The 17,769-nt window shown below is 65.4% G+C and carries 20 protein-coding genes; 16 read left to right on the top strand and 4 right to left on the bottom strand.

What is annotated here, in order from left to right; translation table 11 throughout:
• The first annotated feature begins 750 nt into the window (after positions 1–750).
• The 10 genes from J4D28_RS21260 to madM all read left to right on the top strand — a co-directional run bounded on the left by J4D28_RS21260 (position 751) and on the right by madM (position 8,461).
• Positions 751–1,011, top strand: a complete 261-nt coding sequence (locus J4D28_RS21260) for a hypothetical protein (RefSeq protein WP_103331450.1) — start codon at positions 751–753, stop codon at positions 1,009–1,011.
• Positions 1,012–1,158: 147 nt separating this feature from the next.
• Entirely contained in the window at positions 1,159–2,835 is a 1,677-nt protein-coding gene (mdcA, locus tag J4D28_RS21255; RefSeq protein ID WP_096375689.1) for a malonate decarboxylase subunit alpha, read from the top strand.
• Entirely contained in the window at positions 2,836–3,711 is an 876-nt protein-coding gene (locus tag J4D28_RS21250; RefSeq protein ID WP_103331451.1) for a triphosphoribosyl-dephospho-CoA synthase, read from the top strand.
• On the top strand, positions 3,711–4,010 hold the full coding sequence (locus J4D28_RS21245; RefSeq protein WP_007932573.1) for a malonate decarboxylase subunit delta: 300 nt from the start codon (positions 3,711–3,713) through the stop codon (positions 4,008–4,010). Before J4D28_RS21250 ends, J4D28_RS21245 begins: the two co-directional genes overlap by 1 nt.
• On the top strand, positions 4,003–4,851 hold the full coding sequence (locus tag J4D28_RS21240; RefSeq protein ID WP_103331452.1) for a biotin-independent malonate decarboxylase subunit beta: 849 nt from the start codon (positions 4,003–4,005) through the stop codon (positions 4,849–4,851). Before J4D28_RS21245 ends, J4D28_RS21240 begins: the two co-directional genes overlap by 8 nt.
• Positions 4,848–5,654, top strand: coding sequence for a biotin-independent malonate decarboxylase subunit gamma (mdcE, locus tag J4D28_RS21235; RefSeq protein WP_177477899.1), 807 nt, complete (start codon positions 4,848–4,850; stop codon positions 5,652–5,654). The genes J4D28_RS21240 and mdcE overlap by 4 nt, the downstream gene beginning before the upstream one ends.
• Before the next feature lie 5 nt (positions 5,655–5,659).
• A complete protein-coding gene (locus tag J4D28_RS21230) occupies positions 5,660–6,280 on the top strand; it encodes a malonate decarboxylase holo-ACP synthase (protein WP_103331454.1) in 621 nt (206 codons plus the stop codon).
• Positions 6,277–7,212 (top strand): malonate decarboxylase subunit epsilon, encoded by a 936-nt coding sequence (gene mdcH, locus J4D28_RS21225; RefSeq protein WP_009051298.1) that lies wholly within the window; start codon positions 6,277–6,279, stop codon positions 7,210–7,212. Before J4D28_RS21230 ends, mdcH begins: the two co-directional genes overlap by 4 nt.
• Before the next feature lie 66 nt (positions 7,213–7,278).
• Positions 7,279–7,695 carry a malonate transporter subunit MadL gene (gene madL, locus J4D28_RS21220; RefSeq protein WP_028684174.1) on the top strand — a complete coding sequence of 139 codons (417 nt, stop codon included), beginning with the start codon at positions 7,279–7,281 and terminating at the stop codon, positions 7,693–7,695.
• A 1-nt stretch (position 7,696) separates the two neighbouring features.
• Complete coding sequence (madM, locus tag J4D28_RS21215; protein ID WP_009051296.1) at positions 7,697–8,461, top strand: malonate transporter subunit MadM; 765 nt, start codon at positions 7,697–7,699, stop codon at positions 8,459–8,461.
• A 101-nt stretch (positions 8,462–8,562) separates the two neighbouring features.
• Here madM and J4D28_RS21210 read toward each other — a convergent pair whose 3' ends face one another.
• Positions 8,563–9,480, bottom strand: coding sequence for a LysR substrate-binding domain-containing protein (locus J4D28_RS21210; protein ID WP_009051295.1), 918 nt, complete (start codon positions 9,478–9,480; stop codon positions 8,563–8,565).
• 154 nt (positions 9,481–9,634) lie between these two features.
• On the opposite strand from J4D28_RS21210, the gene J4D28_RS21205 reads away from it, so the two are divergent.
• Positions 9,635–10,252 carry a hemolysin III family protein gene (locus J4D28_RS21205; protein ID WP_103331455.1) on the top strand — a complete coding sequence of 206 codons (618 nt, stop codon included), beginning with the start codon at positions 9,635–9,637 and terminating at the stop codon, positions 10,250–10,252.
• A gap of 116 nt (positions 10,253–10,368) precedes the next feature.
• On the opposite strand, the gene J4D28_RS21200 is transcribed toward J4D28_RS21205, so the two are convergent.
• Positions 10,369–11,283 carry a LysR family transcriptional regulator gene (locus tag J4D28_RS21200; RefSeq protein WP_009051293.1) on the bottom strand — a complete coding sequence of 305 codons (915 nt, stop codon included), beginning with the start codon at positions 11,281–11,283 and terminating at the stop codon, positions 10,369–10,371.
• A gap of 106 nt (positions 11,284–11,389) precedes the next feature.
• Here J4D28_RS21200 and J4D28_RS21195 point away from each other — a divergent pair, with 106 nt between their 5' ends.
• The 3 genes from J4D28_RS21195 to J4D28_RS21185 are packed head-to-tail and all read left to right on the top strand — an operon-like array spanning position 11,390 to position 13,939.
• Positions 11,390–12,631, top strand: coding sequence for a D-amino acid dehydrogenase (locus J4D28_RS21195; protein ID WP_028684175.1), 1,242 nt, complete (start codon positions 11,390–11,392; stop codon positions 12,629–12,631).
• Positions 12,632–12,658: 27 nt separating this feature from the next.
• Entirely contained in the window at positions 12,659–13,009 is a 351-nt protein-coding gene (locus J4D28_RS21190; RefSeq protein ID WP_028684176.1) for a RidA family protein, read from the top strand.
• A 27-nt stretch (positions 13,010–13,036) separates the two neighbouring features.
• On the top strand, positions 13,037–13,939 hold the full coding sequence (locus tag J4D28_RS21185; protein WP_009051290.1) for a transporter substrate-binding domain-containing protein: 903 nt from the start codon (positions 13,037–13,039) through the stop codon (positions 13,937–13,939).
• A gap of 107 nt (positions 13,940–14,046) precedes the next feature.
• Here J4D28_RS21185 and J4D28_RS21180 read toward each other — a convergent pair whose 3' ends face one another.
• Both J4D28_RS21180 and J4D28_RS21175 read right to left on the bottom strand, forming a co-directional pair.
• Positions 14,047–14,766, bottom strand: a complete 720-nt coding sequence (locus J4D28_RS21180; protein ID WP_009051289.1) for a 16S rRNA (uracil(1498)-N(3))-methyltransferase — start codon at positions 14,764–14,766, stop codon at positions 14,047–14,049.
• A 98-nt stretch (positions 14,767–14,864) separates the two neighbouring features.
• Positions 14,865–16,271 (bottom strand): adenosylmethionine--8-amino-7-oxononanoate transaminase, encoded by a 1,407-nt coding sequence (locus tag J4D28_RS21175; RefSeq protein ID WP_028684177.1) that lies wholly within the window; start codon positions 16,269–16,271, stop codon positions 14,865–14,867.
• A 280-nt stretch (positions 16,272–16,551) separates the two neighbouring features.
• Here J4D28_RS21175 and J4D28_RS21170 point away from each other — a divergent pair, with 280 nt between their 5' ends.
• Positions 16,552–17,103, top strand: a complete 552-nt coding sequence (locus J4D28_RS21170) for a cytochrome b (protein WP_016704248.1) — start codon at positions 16,552–16,554, stop codon at positions 17,101–17,103.
• Positions 17,104–17,135: 32 nt separating this feature from the next.
• Positions 17,136–17,732, top strand: coding sequence for a YceI family protein (locus J4D28_RS21165; protein ID WP_103331456.1), 597 nt, complete (start codon positions 17,136–17,138; stop codon positions 17,730–17,732).
• The last annotated feature ends 37 nt before the right edge of the window (positions 17,733–17,769 follow it).

Below are 17,769 nucleotides of genomic sequence, written 5' to 3'. Positions count from 1 at the left end.
TCTGGCGCTGCATTTTTTGGATGGTGTACATATCCATTCCTGCGGTAACGGCCACTTAGGGTTCCGCCCTTACGGCGGGTCACTTTTTTTCAAACGCCGGAATGCCGGCCCAGCAAAAAGTAACCAAAAAACGCTTGCCCCTGCGTACGGCCTTCGCTGCGCTCAGGTTCCCTCGCTCCGGTGTCCATCAGGGGGCATCGACTCCGGTCGGCTTCGCTTCGACCTCCATACGATGTCCTCGACTGCGTCGAGGGGCGCTGCGCGCCATCCCCCTGATGAACACCGGAACGAAGCCTCCCGATGGGGCGGGTAGATCAAGATCAAAAGCCAAACGCGACCTGCCGGTCGGCGCGAAACCCTGTAGCCGCTGCCGCAGGCTGCGATCGGGGCGTAGCCCCGTAAATCTGGCGACGCGGTATAGCTGACCTGCTCTGGCGTCTGCTTTGCGCCCGCTACGCGGTCGATCGGAGCCTCGCCATGGCTCGGCAGCGGCTACACGGGGGCTGGGGTATTAACAGAGATTTCAGTCGTAGAGAGTGGCAACAGTTTGCCGATTGCTGGGAGGTGTATCAGGCCCCATAGTCCGGGCTGTCACCGACGCATCGGTGGCCGATCTTAGCCGGTCGAATTTGTTCACGGACCTATAGACGTCTCCAAAGACGGGGCTGTCTTTTCTTACTTACGGTCGTGCACAGACAAGTATGGAACTGCTGTTTAACCTGTTTCTCGACCGGCCAAGGAGCTAGACCCATGACTGAGTTCATCCCGCTACACAGCAATCTCACCACCACTCCAGTGCTCTACCTCAACCCCAACGCCCCGGCATCCGATCTGCACGGTTGTGCCGTCCAGCGCCTCAAGACCACCCGCGACCTGATGCACAGCCTCAACTGCCTGAGCCTCAAAGGCGTTCACGACCAGGACCTGCATCACATCGTCAATGCGGCCCATCTGCTGTTGCAGGATGGCTGCGATGCGTTGGATGCATTGCAGTGGCGGCTCGAAGGTTAAGCGCAAGGTTGTTTATGGGGCGTGGGTGGGAAGGCCTGCGCCCCTGATCATTACCCTCACCGTAACGATCCACCGCTCTGCTTGATTGATGCCGCCCATCCTCCGCTCCTAAGGTAGCTGCCACGACAGCGAACCCGTGGAGTGAGCATGACAACAACAATATCCCCCGACTCGCGCTGGACGCGGCGGCGCGCTGAAAAGCAGCGGCGTCTCGAGCAGGTGCGGGGTCTCGCCGATGGCGCGGTGTTGCCCACCGACAAGATAGTCGCGGCGCTGGAGGCGTTGATCCTGCCCGGCGACCGTGTGGTGCTGGAGGGCAACAACCAGAAGCAGGCGGACTTCCTGTCCCGCTCCCTGGCCAAGGCCGACCCGGGCCGCTTGCATGATCTGCACATGATCATGCCCAGCGTCGGCCGCTCGGAGCACCTGGACCTGTTCGAACGCGGCATCGCCCGCAAACTCGACTTCTCTTTCGCCGGCACCCAGAGCCTGCGCATCAGCCAGTTGCTGGAAGATGGCCTGCTGGAAATCGGCGCTATCCACACCTACATCGAGCTCTATGCGCGGCTGGTGGTGGACCTGATCCCCAACGTGGTGCTTTCGGCCGGCTTTATGGCCGACCGCGCGGGCAATATCTACACCGGGCCAAGCACCGAGGACACCCCGGCGCTGATCGAACCGGCGGCGTTCAGCGATGGCATCGTCATCGTCCAGGTCAACCAGTTGGTGGACGACGTCAGCGAGCTGCCGCGGGTGGATATCCCGGCGTCCTGGGTCGATTTCGTGGTGGTGGCCGACAAGCCGTTCTACATCGAGCCACTGTTCACCCGCGACCCGCGCCATATCAAGCCGGTGCACGTGCTGATGGCGATGATGGCGATCCGCGGCATCTACGAGAAACACAACGTCCAGTCGCTGAACCATGGCATCGGTTTCAACACCGCGGCCATCGAGCTGATCCTGCCGACCTACGGCGAATCCCTGGGCCTGAAAGGCAAGATCTGCCGCAACTGGACCCTCAACCCCCACCCGACCCTGATCCCGGCCATCGAAAGCGGCTGGGTGGAAAGCGTGCATTGCTTCGGCACCGAACTGGGCATGGAAAACTACATCGCCGCGCGGCCGGATGTGTTCTTCACCGGGCGCGACGGCTCGTTGCGCTCCAACCGGATGTTCTGCCAGCTGGCCGGGCAATACGCGGTGGACCTGTTTATCGGCGCCACCCTGCAGGTCGATGGCGATGGCCATTCCTCCACCGTGACCCGCGGCCGACTGGCCGGTTTCGGCGGTGCGCCGAACATGGGCCACGACCCGCGCGGCCGGCGCCACGGCACCCCGGCCTGGCTGGATATGCGCCAGGATCAGAGCGACGCGCCGGCGGCCATGCTCGAACGTGGCAAGAAGCTGGTGGTGCAGATGGTTGAGACCTTCCAGGAAGGCGGCAAACCCACCTTTGTCGAAACCCTCGACGCCGTGGAAGTGGCACGCAAGAGCGGCATGCCCCTGGCGCCGATCATGATCTACGGCGACGACGTCACCCACCTGCTGACCGAGGAGGGCATCGCCTACCTGTACAAGGCGCGTTCCCTGGAAGAGCGCCAGGCGATGATCGCGGCGGTGGCCGGGGTGACCGCCATCGGCCTGCGCCACAACCCGAAAGACACCGCGCGCATGCGCCGCGAAGGCCTGATCGCCCTGCCCGAAGACCTCGGCATCCGCCGCACCGACGCCAGCCGCGAGCTGCTGGCGGCAAAAAGCGTCGCCGATCTGGTGGAGTGGTCGGGTGGCCTGTACAACCCGCCCGCCAAGTTCAGGAGCTGGTAAATGCACGCCTTCAACCTGCAAAGCAAACCCCTGAGCCTGGCCGAGCGCCTGGCGGACCTGGCGGTGGACGCGCTGATCGACGAAGCCGACCTGTCGCCGAAACCGGCCCTGGTCGACCGTCGTGGTAACGGCGCCCACAGCGACCTGCACCTGGGCTTGATGCATGCCTCGGCCCTGTCGCTGTGGCCAGCCTTCAAGGAAATGGCCGAAGCCGCCAGCGAGTTCGGCACGGTCGGCCTGCCCCTGCGCGAAGCCCTGGGCTGCATTGGCCGTGAAGGCGAAGCGGCGATGCTCGCCACGACCAACGGGGTGAACACCCATCGTGGCGCGATCTGGGCCCTGGGCCTGTTGGTGGCCGCCGCCGCGCTGGAACCGCAAGCCAACACGGCAGGCGCCCTGTGCCTGCGGGCCGCGCGCCTGGCGCTGCTGGACGACCGTTACGCGCCGCGGCCCCTCAGCCACGGCGCGCAAGTGGCGCTGCGCTATGGCGTGCGTGGCGCTCGGGAAGAAGCCCAGTTGGGCTTTCCGGCTGTGCTGCAACGGGGCCTGCCGCAACTCGAACGCAGCCGGGCCCAGGGGCATGGCGAACAGAACGCCCGGCTCGATGCGCTGCTGGCGATCATGACCGGCCTGGCCGACACCTGCGTGCTCTATCGCGCTGGCGAGGCGGGCCTGCAGGCCATGCAACAGGGCGCCCAGGCGGTGCTCGACGCCGGCGGCAGCGCCAGCCTGGCCGGGCGTCGCCGCCTGCACGAACTGGACCAGTGCCTGCTGGCCTTGAATGCCTCGCCCGGTGGCGCCGCGGACTTGCTCGCGGCCTGCCTGCTGATCGACCGGATCGCCTCCGGCGCCGCCTTTATCCAGGGAGCAGTGTGATGGAAACCTTGTCTTTCGAATTTCCCGCCGGGCAACCCGCCCGGGGCCGGGCGCTGGTGGGCTGTGTCGGCTCCGGCGACCTGGAAGTGCTGCTCGAACCCGGGCAACCCGGCAAGCTGAGCATTCAGGTGCAGACCTCGGTCAACGGTAGCGCGTCGCGCTGGCAGCATCTGTTCGAGCGCATGTTCGACGGCCAGACGCCGCCGGCCCTGAGCATCGATATCCATGATTTTGGCGCCACCCCCGGCGTGGTGCGCTTGCGCCTGGAGCAGGGTTTCGAGGAGATCGGCCATGACTGACAGCGCCCGTTTGCTCAACAAACACAGCTTCGTCGAACTCGGCGCCCGGCAGCGGGCCAAGACCCTGCTCGACGCCGGCAGCTTTCGCGAATTGCTCGATCCGTTCCAGCGCGTCATGTCGCCGTGGCTGGCCCGCCAGGGCGTGGTGCCCCAGGCCGATGACGGTGTGGTGATCGCCAAGGGCCGCATCGACGGCCTGCCGGTGGTGATCGCCGCCATCGAAGGCGCGTTCCAGGGCGGCAGCCTCGGCGAGGTCGGTGGGGCGAAGATTGCCGGCGCCCTGGAGCTGGCGGCCGAAGACAACCGCAAGGGCATTCCTACCCGCGCCGTGTTGCTGCTGGAAACCGGCGGCGTGCGCCTGCAGGAAGCCAACCTTGGGCTGGCGGCGATTGCCGACATTCACGCGGCCATCGTCGATCTGCGCCAGTACCAGCCGGTGATAGGCATTGTGGCCGGCAGCGTCGGCTGTTTTGGCGGCATGTCGATTGCCGCCGGGCTGTGCAGCTACCTGCTGGTGACCCAGGAGGCGCGGCTGGGCCTCAACGGCCCGCAGGTGATCGAACAGGAAGCCGGCCTTGAGGAGTACGACTCCCGCGACCGGCCCTTTATCTGGAGCCTGACCGGCGGCGAGCAGCGTTTCGCCAGCGGCCTGGCGGACCGTTATGTGGCCGACGACGTGGCGCAGATCCGCCAACAGGTTGGCGAGTTGCTGGCCCAGGGGTTGCCCGACGAGCAGCGCAGCCGCCAGGCCGAGCTGTACCTGCAACGCCTGGCCCGGCTGGACGCCCACCCACAGATCGACCCGGCAACGGTTCGCCAGCTGTACCGAGGAGACCACTGATGAGTGCTTATTCCCTGCGGGGCCTGCATTGGTTCACGGCCCTGAGCGCGGGCGCTGCCCCGGTAGCGGGTTTGCCCGCCTCGTTGAAAGTGGCGGATGCCACGCTGGAGCAGCAGCCGGTGCGCTTTATCGCCGTGGTCGCCGACCCGGCCAACCCCTTCGTGCGCGCCCGCAACGGTGAGGTCGGCCTGCTGGAAGGCTGGGGCCTGGCCAAGGCGGTGGACGAGGCGATCGAGGCCGACCGCGAGCAGAGCATCAAGCGTGCGCTGATCGCCATAGTCGATGTGCCGAGCCAGGCCTATGGGCGTCGCGAAGAAGCTTTAGGCATTCATCAGGCCCTGGCCGCGGCCGCCGACAGTTATGCCCGGGCCCGGCTGGCCGGGCATCCGGTGATCGGCCTGCTGGTGGGCAAGGCCATGTCCGGGGCCTTCCTGGCCCACGGTTACCAGGCCAACCGCCTGATCGCCCTGCGCGATCCGGGGGTGATGGTGCACGCCATGGGCAAGGTGTCGGCGGCGCGGGTCACCCTGCGCAGCGTCGAGGAACTGGAAACCCTGGCCGCCAGCGTGCCGCCCATGGCCTATGACATCGACAGCTATGCCAGCCTCGGCCTGCTCTGGGAGACCCTCTCGGTCAGTCAGATCGAACAACCGACCGCTGACGATCTGGCCCAGGTGCGGCAGTGCCTGAGCCAGGCGATTGCCGATGTGCGTACCCATGGCCGCGATCTGTCGGGCCGCCTGGGGGCCAGCAATCGCGGCGCTTCCAGCCGGGTCCGCCAGCTGTTGCGCGAGCAGTGGTGAGCGCCATGACCAGCGCCTTGCTGCCCCATGACCTGCTGTGGGGCTTGACCCCGCAACAGTTGCCCGCCGATGCCCCGGCCTGGGCGGTGACGGCCATGGCTGCCGGGCAACCGGTGGTGGTGCGTCGAGCGGTGGCCGCGGCCGGGCAAGTGGCGGTGGGCGTGCGTGGGCGGCTGCGCGAGCAGCGCTACGGGACGCTGATGGCGGTGGCGGCCATCGAGCGCCGGGTGCGCCCGGAAGAGCTGCGTTATGTCGAGTCGGAGCGGGCCTGGCCAGCGCTCCAGGCACTGGCCCGGTTGCGTGAACCTTTGGATGCCCTTGGCCTCGCCTGGGGTGTCAGCGGCAGCGCCGGTTTTGAACTGGCCAGCGGCGTGCCGGCGTTGCATCGGCAGAGCGACCTGGACCTGATCCTGCGCACTGCGCAGCCCATGGACCGGGCCCAGGCCCGCGCGTTGTTGGCTCTGCTCGACGCCGCCGTTTGCCCGGTGGACCTGCAATTGCAGACGCCCAACGGCGCCGTGGCTCTGCGCGAGTGGGCCGGGACTTCGGCGCGGGTGCTGCTGAAAAGCGCCAGTGGCGCGCGTCTGGTCAGCGATCCGTGGCAGGCCCTGGAGCAGGTGGCGTGAGCAGCCTACTGGTGTTTCCAGGCCAGGGCGCGCAGCAGCCGGGAATGTTGCATCGCCTGCCGCCCAGCGCCCTGGCGGACGCCTGCCTGCGACAGGCCAGCGAAGTCCTGGGCGAGGATGCCCTGGCCCTGGATTCGCCCCAGGCCCTGGCGAGTACCCGGGCGGTGCAGCTGTGCCTGCTGATCGCCGGCGTGGCCAATGCCCGGGTGCTGCTGGAAAATGGACCGGGCGCGGATTACGTGGCGGGCCTGTCGATTGGCGCCTATCCCGCCGCGGTGGTGGCCGGGGCCCTGGATTTTGGCGATGCGCTGCGTCTGGTCAGCCTGCGCGGCGAGCTGATGCAGCAGGCCTATCCACAGGGTTATGGCATGACCGCGATCATCGGCCTGGAGCTGGCGACGGTGGAGGCCTTGCTGGCCCGGGTGCACAGCCCGGACAACCCGGTGTACCTGGCCAATATCAATGCCGATAGCCAGGTGGTGATCGCCGGCAGCGATGCCGCCATGGCCCAGGTCGCCGAGCTGGCCCGGAGTTGCGGTGTCGGGGTGGCCAAGCGCCTGGCGGTCAGCGTGCCGTCCCATTGCCCGCTGCTGGAGCAGCCGGCCCAGGTCCTGGCCGTGGCCTTCTCCAGGGTGACGCTGCAGCCGCCGCGCCTGGGTTACCTGAGCGGCAGCCGCGCGCGGCCGCTGCGCACGCCAGAGCAGTTGCGCGACGACCTGGCCTTCAACATGTGCCGGGTGGTGGATTGGCGCGGCACCGTGCAAAGCGCCTACGAGCGCGGCGTGCGGCTACAGATCGAACTGCCGCCCGGTGCGGTGTTGACCGCTCTGGCGCGCCGGGTGTTCGAGCAAGGCACCGTGATTGCCTGTGACGGTGCCCGGCTCGACACCCTGCAAGCGCTGTTGCGTGAGGAGGGAAGCCGCCAACCCTAGACACCGACTCAAGCTGGCGAAGCACAAGAACAACAACTTCGACGATGCACTTTGAGGACTACAACAATGATTATTTACGGTGTGGCGCTGCTGGCGATCTGTACGCTGGCAGGGGTGATTATCGGTGACATGCTCGGCGTCCTGCTGGGGGTGAAATCCAACGTCGGCGGGGTGGGCATCGCCATGATCCTGCTGATTTGCGCGCGGCTGTGGATGCACAGGCACGGTGGCATGACCAAGGACTGCGAGATGGGCGTCGGCTTCTGGGGCGCCATGTACATCCCGGTGGTGGTGGCCATGGCCGCGCAACAGAACGTGGTGACCGCCCTGCACGGCGGCCCGGTGGCGGTACTGGCGGCCATCGGTTCGGTGCTGCTCTGTGGTGGCACCATCGCCCTGATCAGCCGCACCAACAAAGGCGAACCGTTGCCGGACGAACCGGACAGTGTCGCCCCTGGCGCCGCTGCGGCAGGGGGACGCTGATATGTGGGATCTGATCGAGAAAGGCCTGGAACACAACGGCCTGGTCACCGCCTTCGCCTTCGTCGGCGTGATCATGTGGGTCTCGGTGCTGCTGTCCAAGCGCCTGACGTTCGGCCGGGTACACGGTTCGGCCATCGCCATCGTCATCGGCCTTGTGCTGGCCTGGGTCGGCGGCACCATCACCGGTGGGCAAAAGGGCCTGGCGGACCTGGCGCTGTTTTCCGGCATCGGCCTGATGGGCGGCGCCATGCTGCGGGACTTCGCGATTGTCGCCACGGCCTTCGAAGTGCAGGCCACCGAGGCGCGCAAGGCCGGGATGATCGGCGCCATCGCGCTGTTTCTCGGCACGGTGCTGCCGTTCATTGTCGGCGCGAGCATCGCCTGGGCCTTCGGCTATCGCGATGCGGTGAGCATGACCACCATCGGCGCCGGCGCGGTGACCTACATTGTCGGCCCGGTGACCGGGGCGGCGATCGGCGCCAGTTCCGATGTGGTGGCGCTGTCCATCGCCACGGGGCTGATCAAGGCGATCCTGGTGATGGTCGGCACGCCCATGGCGGCGCGCTGGATGGGCCTGGACAACCCGCGTTCGGCGATGGTCTTCGGTGGCCTGGCCGGCACCGTCAGCGGGGTGACCGCGGGCCTGGCGGCGACCGACCGGCGCCTGGTGCCCTACGGCGCGCTGACCGCGACCTTCCATACCGGGCTGGGTTGCCTGCTCGGGCCTTCGTTGCTGTTCTTCATCGTGCGCGGGTTGGTGGGGTAGGGCGGCTGGCCTCATCGCGAGCAAGCTCGCTCCTACAGGTACGGTGTGATCCCCTGTAGGAGCGAGCTTGCTCGCGATAGCGTTCTTGTAAACACCGTGCGTTATGTGTCCTGCCGGTTGGCATACATCCGGCACTCCGCCAGCAGCGCCAGCAGGTTCGGGTCGCGCTCCTTGGCCTTGAGGAATACCACGCCGATATGCTGTTGCAGCCGGTAGCGCGCCTGCAGCGGAATCAGTTTCACGCGGTTTTCGTACACCGCGGCAATCCTTCCCGGCAGCAGGGCATAGCCCACCCCCGAGCTGACCATGCTCAGCAGGGTGAAGATGTCGTTGACCTGCATCGCCACCTTCGGCTCGAACCCCGCCTGCTTGAACACCCGCACGCCGTCCTGATGGGTGGCAAAGCCCTGGGTCAGGGTGATGAAGGTCGCGTCGCGCACATCGCTGAGGTCGACTTCCGCCTGCTGGGCGAACGGCGAATCGGCCGGCGTGGCGAGGAAGATGTCGTCGGAAAACAGCGGGATCTGCTCGCAGTCCGGGTCACTGACGCTGTCGTCCAGCGATACCAGGATCGCGTCGACTTCCATGTTCTTCAGCTTGTACAACAGGTCGATGTTGGAACCGAGGATCAGGTCGATATTCAGCTCGCTGCGGCGCAGTTTCAGGCCCATGATCAGCTGCGGCACGGTCTTCACCGTCAATGAATACAGGGAGCCGAGCTTGAAGCGCTCCGCCGAGAACCCGGCGGCTTCGCGGGTCAGGCGCACGCTTTCGAGCACGTCCTGGATCAGCTTCTGTGCCCGTTCTTCGAGGACGAAGGCGCTCTCCAGCGGCGTCAGGTTGCGTCCTTCATGCTTGAACAGCGGGCAGCGCAGGGCGCTTTCCAGGGAGTGAATGGCCCGGTGCACGCTGACATTGCTGGTCTGCAACTCGGCGGCGGCACGCGCCAGGTTGCCGGTGCGCATGAACGCCAGAAACACTTCGAGCTTTTTCAGGGTCAACTCTTCATCGATCAGCATGATGGGCGCTCTTATTCGAATGCTCCGATTGTGCCTGCCGGGTCATGACTTGGCTGGAGGTTTTTTCGTCCATAGCTTTATTCGCAAACATTGCGCTTTCAGGCTGCAGGCCTGAGCCTTGCGCAGATTTTCCGCCTTGGGAGGTGAGTGGCACATGTATCACGGGGAAAGACTCAACGCCTGGACGCATCTGGTGGGAGCGATTGCGGCACTGGTCGGGGGGATCTGGCTGCTGGTGTTGGCCTGCCTCGACGGCAGTCCGTGGAAAATTGTCAGCGTGGCGATCTACGGCTTCACCTTGCTGGTGCTGTACAGCGCCTCGACGGTGTACCACAGCGTGCGCGGGCGGGCGAAAAGCATCATGCAGAAGGTCGATCACTTCTCGATCTACCTGCTGATCGCCGGCAGCTATACGCCGTTCTGCCTGGTGACCCTGCGCGGGCCCTGGGGCTGGACGCTGTTCGGGATCGTCTGGGGGCTGGCGCTGATCGGCATCCTGCAGGAGATCAAGCCGCGCTCCGAGGCGCGCATCCTGTCCATCGTGATCTACGCGGTGATGGGCTGGATCGTGCTGGTGGCGGTCAAGCCGCTGCTGGCGGCCCTGGGCCCCGCCGGCTTTGCCTGGCTGGCCTCGGGCGGGGTGCTCTACACCGTCGGCATCATCTTCTTCGTCCTCGACAGCCGTTTGCGCCACGCCCACGGGATCTGGCACCTGTTCGTGATCGCCGGCAGTTTGCTGCACTTTGTGGCGATCTTTTTCTACGTGTTGTGACGGGCGACCGCGTTATCGTTCATCGCGAGCAAGCTCGCTCCTACAGGTACGAGGTGCTTCTGTAGGAGCAGCCGGTAGACGCTCGATTGCTCGCGACAAGGCCCGGCAGGGCCGCCTCAATCCCCGGTCATCAACCGATCCAGCTGTTCCTGCGCCCGGCCGCCGAAGATCTCCAGCAGGCTGCTCAAGGTGTGGGGCAGGGCCTCCGCCGCGCGGGTCACGGCATACAGGGTGATCGGCAGCGCCGGGGTCAGCGGGCGAATCGCGGTGCTGGCGGGGGAGGCGCCTAGGGCGGTGAAGGGGTCGATCACCGCCAGCCCGGCCCCGGATTCGACCATGGCCCGGGCCAGGGAGTAGGTCTGCACGGCAATGCTGACCCGGGGCGCCGGCTCCACGGCTTTCAGGTAACCGTCGAGTTTCGCCGCCAGCGGGTCGGCGCTGGACAGGCCGATCAAGGGCGCCCCCGCCAATTCCATCAACGGCAGCGGCGTGCCCCTGGCCGCCTGGGGCCAGTAATCCAGCGGCGCCAGCGCCACCAGCACCCCACTGGCCAGGGCCTGGGCGGTCAGCCCCGGATGATCCGGGCGCTGCAGGGTCAGGGCTACATCGATCTCGCGCATCAGCAGGTTCTGTACCAGCTCGCGGCTGTGGGCGCTGGACAGCTCGCAGACGATGTCCGGGTAGCGCCGGGTCCACTGGTTGATGGCCGGCGGCAGCAAGGACAGGGCCAGCGCCGGCGTGGCGCCGATCCGCAGGCTGTGGCCCGGCTCGCGGCGCAGGCTCTGGGCCAGGCGTCGCACCCCTTGCAGGCTTTCGCTGACCTTGTCGACTTCGCGCTCCAGCTCCAGGGCTTCCGGGGTGGCCTGCAACTTGCCCTTGACCCGCAGGAACAGCGGGAACCCCAACTGCTGCTCGGCGTGCTGCAAGACCTTGGTCACCGCCGGCTGGGAGACGTGCAGCAGTTGCGCCGCGCCGCTGATCGAGCCGGTCTGGCGGATGGCCTGGAAAATCTCGATATGGCGCAGTCGCATGATGATTCCATAACCTTTGTTTATGGGTGGTCCATCTTTATTCATTGTCCCGGGCCTGTCACCTGGTCCTAACCTGAAGCCCGCTCAACAAGGTTTAAGGACTGACATGGCACAGCGGGTTTGCATCATCGGCGGCGGGGTCATTGGCCTGGCCAGCGCCTACGCCCTGGTTCGCGAGGGGTTCGACGTCAGCCTGGTGGAGGCGCGCGAATCCTTCGCCAGCCAGACCAGCTTCGCCAACGGCGGCCAACTGTCGTACCGCTACGTGGCGCCGCTGGCCGATGCCGGCGTGCCCTGGCAGGCGCTGGGCTGGATGCTGCGGGGCGATTCGCCGCTGAAGCTGCGCCCGCGCCTGGACCCGGCGCAGTGGCGCTGGATGGCCGGGTTCCTGGCGGCCTGCCGCGGCTCGGTCAACCGGCGCAACGGTGCCCACCTGCTGCGCCTGGCGCTGCTGAGCCAGGCCACCTTGCAGCGCTGGCGCGAGGAGGATCGGCTCGAGGGTTTTCACTGGCGGCGTAACGGCAAGCTGGTGACTTTCCGCGAAACCGCCAGTTTCGAGCATGCCCGCCATGGACTGGCCGATCCGCGCCAGCAACAGGTGTTGTCCGCTGGCGAATGCGCACAACTGGAGCCGACCCTCGGCGGCGTGCCCTTTGTCGGCGGCATCTTCACCCCGGACGAAGAGGTGGCCGACTGTCACGCCTTCTGCCAGCAACTGGTGGCGCGGCTGCAGGCTTCCGGTCGCTGCCAGCTGCTGACGGGGCGCCAGGTCACCGGTATTCGTCAGGCGGGCGGCCAGGTGCAGGCCATCGAGCTGGGCGCCGAGGTGCTGGCGGTGGACCAACTGATACTCGCCGCCGGCCATCGCAGTGGCGAGCTGGCGCTGCCCGGGCTGAAGCTGCCGCTGTATCCACTCAAGGGCTACAGCCTCAGCGTGCCGATCGGCTCGGGGCACCGGGCGCCGGAGATCAGCATCACCGACTACAACCGCAAGATCGTCTACGCGCGGATCGGCCAGCAGCTGCGGGTAGCGGCGATGGTCGATATCGTCGGTTTCGACCCGTCCCTGGACCCCAAGCGCCTGGCCCTGATGCAGCGCCAGGCCCGGGAAACCTTCGCCAACGCCGGCGACTACGATGCCGCCATCGAGTGGGCCGGCATGCGCCCGGCGACCCCCAGCGGCGTACCGCTGATTGGCGCCACCGGCTACCGCAACCTGTGGCTCAACCTCGGCCACGGCGCCCTGGGGTTCACCCTGGCCTGTGGCAGCGGGCGGCTGTTGGCCGAGCTGATCGGCCAGCGCCGTCCTTCCATCGACATGCAGGGCCTCGCGCCCCATGCCGCCTGATTTCTTCCGCGTACAAGGAGTTGTCCCATGACCATCCAGCGTCTCCACAGCAATGACCGCCTCAGCGCTGTCGTGAGCTTTGCCGATCTGCTGTTCCTGTCTGGCCAGGTGCCGGGCCCGGCCACCGATGTCGCCGGCCAGACCCGTGAAGTGCTGGCGAAGATCGACGCCTTGCTGGCCGAGGCCGGCAGCGACAAGGATCATCTGCTTAGTGCGACCCTCTACCTGAAAGACATCCAGCAGGACTTTGCCGCGATGAACGAGGTCTGGTCGGCCTGGCTGTCCCCGGGCCAGGCGCCAAGCCGCACCACCGTGCAGGCCGCGCTGGCGCGTCCGGAAATCCTGGTGGAAATCACTGTCATCGCGGTTCGCCGCTAACGCCTTCACCCACAACGGAGAATAACAATGCAAAAAATCACGTTGCTCGGCTGCACCCTGGGCCTGTTGCTCGGCTCCCCGCTGTACGCCAGCGAGGCGCCGCTGACTGGCACCCTGGGCAAGATCGCCAATGCCGGCAGTATTACCCTGGGTTATCGCGATGCGTCGGTGCCGTTTTCCTACGTGGGTGACAACAGCGGCAAACCCATGGGCTACTCGGTGGACCTGGCGAGCAAGGTCGTTGAGCGCATCCGCGACAAGCTTGCGCTGCCGCAACTGGCGGTGAAGTACAACCTGGTGACGTCGCAGACGCGCATTCCGCTGGTGCAGAACGGCACCGTGGACCTGGAATGCGGCTCCACCGGAGTGACCGCCGAACGGCAGAAGCAGGTGGCGTTCTCCTATGGCTTTATCTACGTCAAAGGCCAGTTGCTGACCGCCAGGGACAGCGGGATCAAGCGTTTCGCCGACCTGCGCGGCAAGAACGTGGTGACCACCGCCGGCACCACCAACGAGCGCTTCCTCAAGAGCTATAACGTCGAGCACAAGATCGACATGTTCGTGATCAGCGCCAAAGACCACGGCGAAGCCTTCCAGATGCTGCAATCGGGTCGCGCCGCGGCGTTCTACATGGACGACGCACTGCTCTACGGCGAACGGGCCAAGGCCCGCGATCCGCACAACTGGGTGGTGGTCGGTGAGGAGCAGTCGCGGGAAATCTACAGCTGCATGGTGCGCAAGGACGATCCGCAGTTCCTGGAACTGGTGAACAGCACCCTGGCGGACCTGTATCGCTCAGGGGAGATCAACGGAATCTACCAGCGCTGGTTCGAACAACCGATTCCACCCAAGGGCCTGAACCTGGAATTTCCGATGACCAGCGAGTTGAAGGCCATCATCGCCAAGCCAGTGAGCGATCCGGTGGAGTGATCGGCCCCTCCGTAGGAGCGAGCTTGCTCGCGATTGGATCGTCCGGACGTGGAAATTACGTTGGCTGAGTCCGTTTTTCGCGAGCAAGCTCGCTCCTACAGAAGGGGTTAGAAGTCGCCCCAGAGTTGCTGCGCCACGGCCAGCGCTACCACCGGCGCGGTTTCGGTGCGCAGCACCCGCGGCCCAAGGCGCGCCGGCAGGAAGCCCGCGTCCTGGGCCTGGTCCACTTCGGTGTCGGACAGACCGCCTTCCGGGCCGATCAGGAATGCCAGGGTCGCCGGTTTGGCGTGGCTCACCAGCGGCTCGGCCACCGGGTGCAGCACCAGCTTGAGGTCGGCCTGGGTCTGCTTGATCCAGTCGGCCAGCAGCACTGGCGGATGAATCACCGGCACCCGCGAGCGCCCGCATTGTTCGCAGGCGCTGACAGCCACCTGGCGCCAGTGGGCCAGGCGCTTGTCGGCGCGTTCGTCCTTGAGCCGTACTTCGCAGCGCTCGCTGAAGATCGGGGTGATTTCATTCACTCCCAACTCGGTAGCTTTCTGAATCGCCCAGTCCATGCGCTCGCCCCGGGACAGGCCCTGGCCGAGGTGGATCTGCAGCGGCGACTCGACCTGCCCGGCGAAGCTTTCATCGAGCCGGACCACCACGCGTTTCTTGCCGACTTCCAGCAGGGTGCCGCGAAATTCGTTGCCCGAACCGTCGAACAGCTGCAGCGCGTCGCCCTCGGCCATGCGCAGCACGCGCCCGATGTAGTGGGCCTGGGCTTCCGGCAGTTCGTGCTCGCCGAGGCTCAGGGGGGCGTCGATAAAGAAGCGGGACAGTCTCATGGTGGTTCTCTGGGGAAAATTCTGGATCGGTGTCAGTCAGTCGGAGCTTTTCGCGAGCAAGCTCGCTCCTACGGAGGGCGGGCTTGCTCGCGCGGTTATCAGCCCGGATCGCGGAAGCCTGGGTGGAAGTCCTTGGGCACCGCCACGCTGACCTTGTCGCTGGTGGCGATATCGATGCCTTCGCTGGCCACCTCGGCGAGGAAGTCGATCTGCTCCGGGGTGATCACGTAGGGCGGCAGGAAATACACCACGCTGCCCAGCGGACGCAGCAGGGCGCCACGCTCCAGGGCGTGCTGGAAGACTTTCAGGCCACGGCGTTCCTGCCACGGGTAGGCGGTCTTGCTGGCCTTGTCCTGGACCATCTCGATGGCCAGCACCATGCCTGTCTGGCGTACTTCCGCGACGTGCGGGTGGTCCGCCAGGTGCGCGGTCGAGATGGCCATGCGCTGGGCCAGCGCCCGGTTGTTCGCGATGACGTTGTCCTGCTCGAAGATATCCAGGGTCGCCAGCGCCGCCGCACAGGCCAGCGGGTTGCCGGTATAGCTGTGGGAGTGGAGGAAGGCGCGCAGGGTCGGGTAGTCGTCGTAGAAGGCGCTGTAGACCTCGTCGGTGGTCAGGCATGCGGCCAGCGGCAGGTAGCCGCCGGTCAGGGCCTTGGACAGGCAGAGGAAGTCCGGGCGGATGCCGGCCTGTTCGCAGGCGAACATCGTGCCGGTGCGGCCGAAGCCGACGGCGATTTCATCGTGGATCAGGTGCACGCCGTAGCGGTCGCAGGCCTCGCGTAGCAGCTTGAGGTACACCGGGTGATACATGCGCATGCCGCCGGCGCCCTGGATCAGCGGCTCGACTATCACCGCGGCGAGGGTGGCGTGGTGTTCCGCCAGGGTCTGCTCCATGGCCGCGAACACGTTGCGCGAGTGTTCTTCCCAGCTCATGCCTTCGGGGCGCAGGTAGCAGTCCGGGCTCGGCACCTTGAGGGTGTCCAGCAGCAGGGCTTTGTAGGTCTCGGTGAACAGCGGCACATCGCCCACCGACATCGCGGCGATGGTTTCGCCGTGGTAGCTGTTGGTCAGGGTGACGAAGCGCTTCTTGTCCTTCTGGCCGCGGTTGAACCAGTAGTGGAAGCTCATCTTCATCGCCACTTCGATGCACGACGAGCCGTTGTCGGCATAGAAGCAGCGGGTCAGGCCTTCGGGGGTCATTTTCACCAGGCGCTCGGACAGCTCGATCACCGGCTGATGGCTGAAGCCGGCGAGGATCACGTGCTCCAGCTGATCGACCTGATCCTTGATGCGCTGGTTGATGCGCGGGTTGGCGTGGCCGAACACATTGACCCACCAGGAGCTGACCGCGTCGAGGTAGCGCTTGCCTTCGAAGTCCTCCAGCCACACGCCTTCGCCGCGCTTGATCGGGATCAGCGGCAGCTGCTCGTGGTCTTTCATCTGGGTGCAGGGATGCCATAACACCGCGAGATCGCGTTGCATCCACTGGTTGTTGAGGCCCATGTTCAGTCTCCTGGAGGCGGCTCTAAGTACGCGAGCAAACAATCGCGCAAGCCTATGCAATGCCAGGCCGTGTCACAACCCATTGCATGCCTGGAAGGGCGAATTGATCGCGGCCGCAGGACGGTCTGTCACGTTTTCCCCACGTAGACCTTAATGCCTGGTTAATTTAGTGTTCGTAGGATCAACATCGTATTTCTCGATATTTCAAAGCGAAAATTTCCGCTTTAATTCGATAGTTAAATCGATAGTCTTGGGCAGCAGTTCTTACAGGATTTAAGTGATGCAGCTACGTAACTCTTCTTCCCGCTATGGCTGGGTAAGCATTTTCCTGCACTGGAGTGTGGCGCTGGCAGTCTTTGGATTGTTCGCCCTGGGCCTGTGGATGGTCGGCCTGGATTACTACAGTGCCTGGCGCAAAGATGCGCCGGACCTGCACAAAAGCATTGGCTTGACGCTGTTCGCGGTCATGCTGCTGCGGGTGCTGTGGCGCTTTGTCAGCCCGCCGCCACCGGCACCGGCCAACCACGGTCGCCTGACGCGCCTGGGCGCCACCTTCGGCCATGCCTTCCTGTATCTCAGTCTGTTCGCTGTGATGATTGCCGGTTACCTGATTTCCACCGCAGACGGTGTCGGGATCCCGGTGTTTGGCCTGTTTGAAATTCCCGCCCTGGTTTCCGGACTGCCGGACCAGGCGGATGTGGCCGGCGAGGTGCATCTGTACCTGGCCTGGGCCCTGGTGATCTTTGCCGGAGTGCATGCTCTGGCCGCCTTGAAACACCACTTTATCGATCGTGATGCGACCCTGGCTCGTATGCTGGGACGCAAAGCCTGATGCTCAACCTCGACTCAAAAGGAATAGAAAGCATGTTGAAAAAGACTCTCGCCGCTCTGACAATCGGTTCTGCTCTGTTGTCTGCCGGTCAGGCGATGGCCGCTGATTACGTGATCGACAAGGAAGGCCAGCACGCCTTCGTCGACTTCAAGATCAGCCACCTGGGCTACAGCTTCATCACCGGTACCTTCAAGGACCTGGACGGCAAGTTCAGCTTCGACGCGGCCAAGCCTGAAGACGCCAAGATCGAAGTCAATGTGCGCACCGCCAGCGTGTTCACCAACCACGCCGAGCGCGACAAGCACATCGCCAGCAAAGACTTCCTGGACGTGGGCAAGTTCGCTGACGCCAAGTTCGTCTCCACCAGCGTCAAGCCAACCGGCAAGAACGCCGATGGCAAGCAGACTGCCGACGTGACCGGCAACCTGACCCTGCACGGTGTGACCAAGCCGGTCGTGGTCAAGGCGACCTTCCTGGGTGAAGGCAAGGACCCATGGGGCGGCTACCGTGCCGGCTTCGAAGGCACCACCAGCATCAATCGCCAGGATTTCGGCAAGATGATGGACCTGGGCCCGGCCTCCAACAATGTCGACCTGTACATCACCTTCGAAGGTGTGAAAGCGAAGTAATGCTTCGTCTGTAGCCGCTGCCGAGCCCGCGAGGCTG

The sequence above is a fragment of the Pseudomonas sp. GW531-T4 genome (genome assembly GCF_017349615.1).
In the GTDB taxonomy this organism is placed as follows: Bacteria; Pseudomonadota; Gammaproteobacteria; order Pseudomonadales; family Pseudomonadaceae; genus Aquipseudomonas; species Aquipseudomonas chlororaphis_I.
This window is presented reverse-complemented; position numbering and strand designations above follow the sequence as displayed.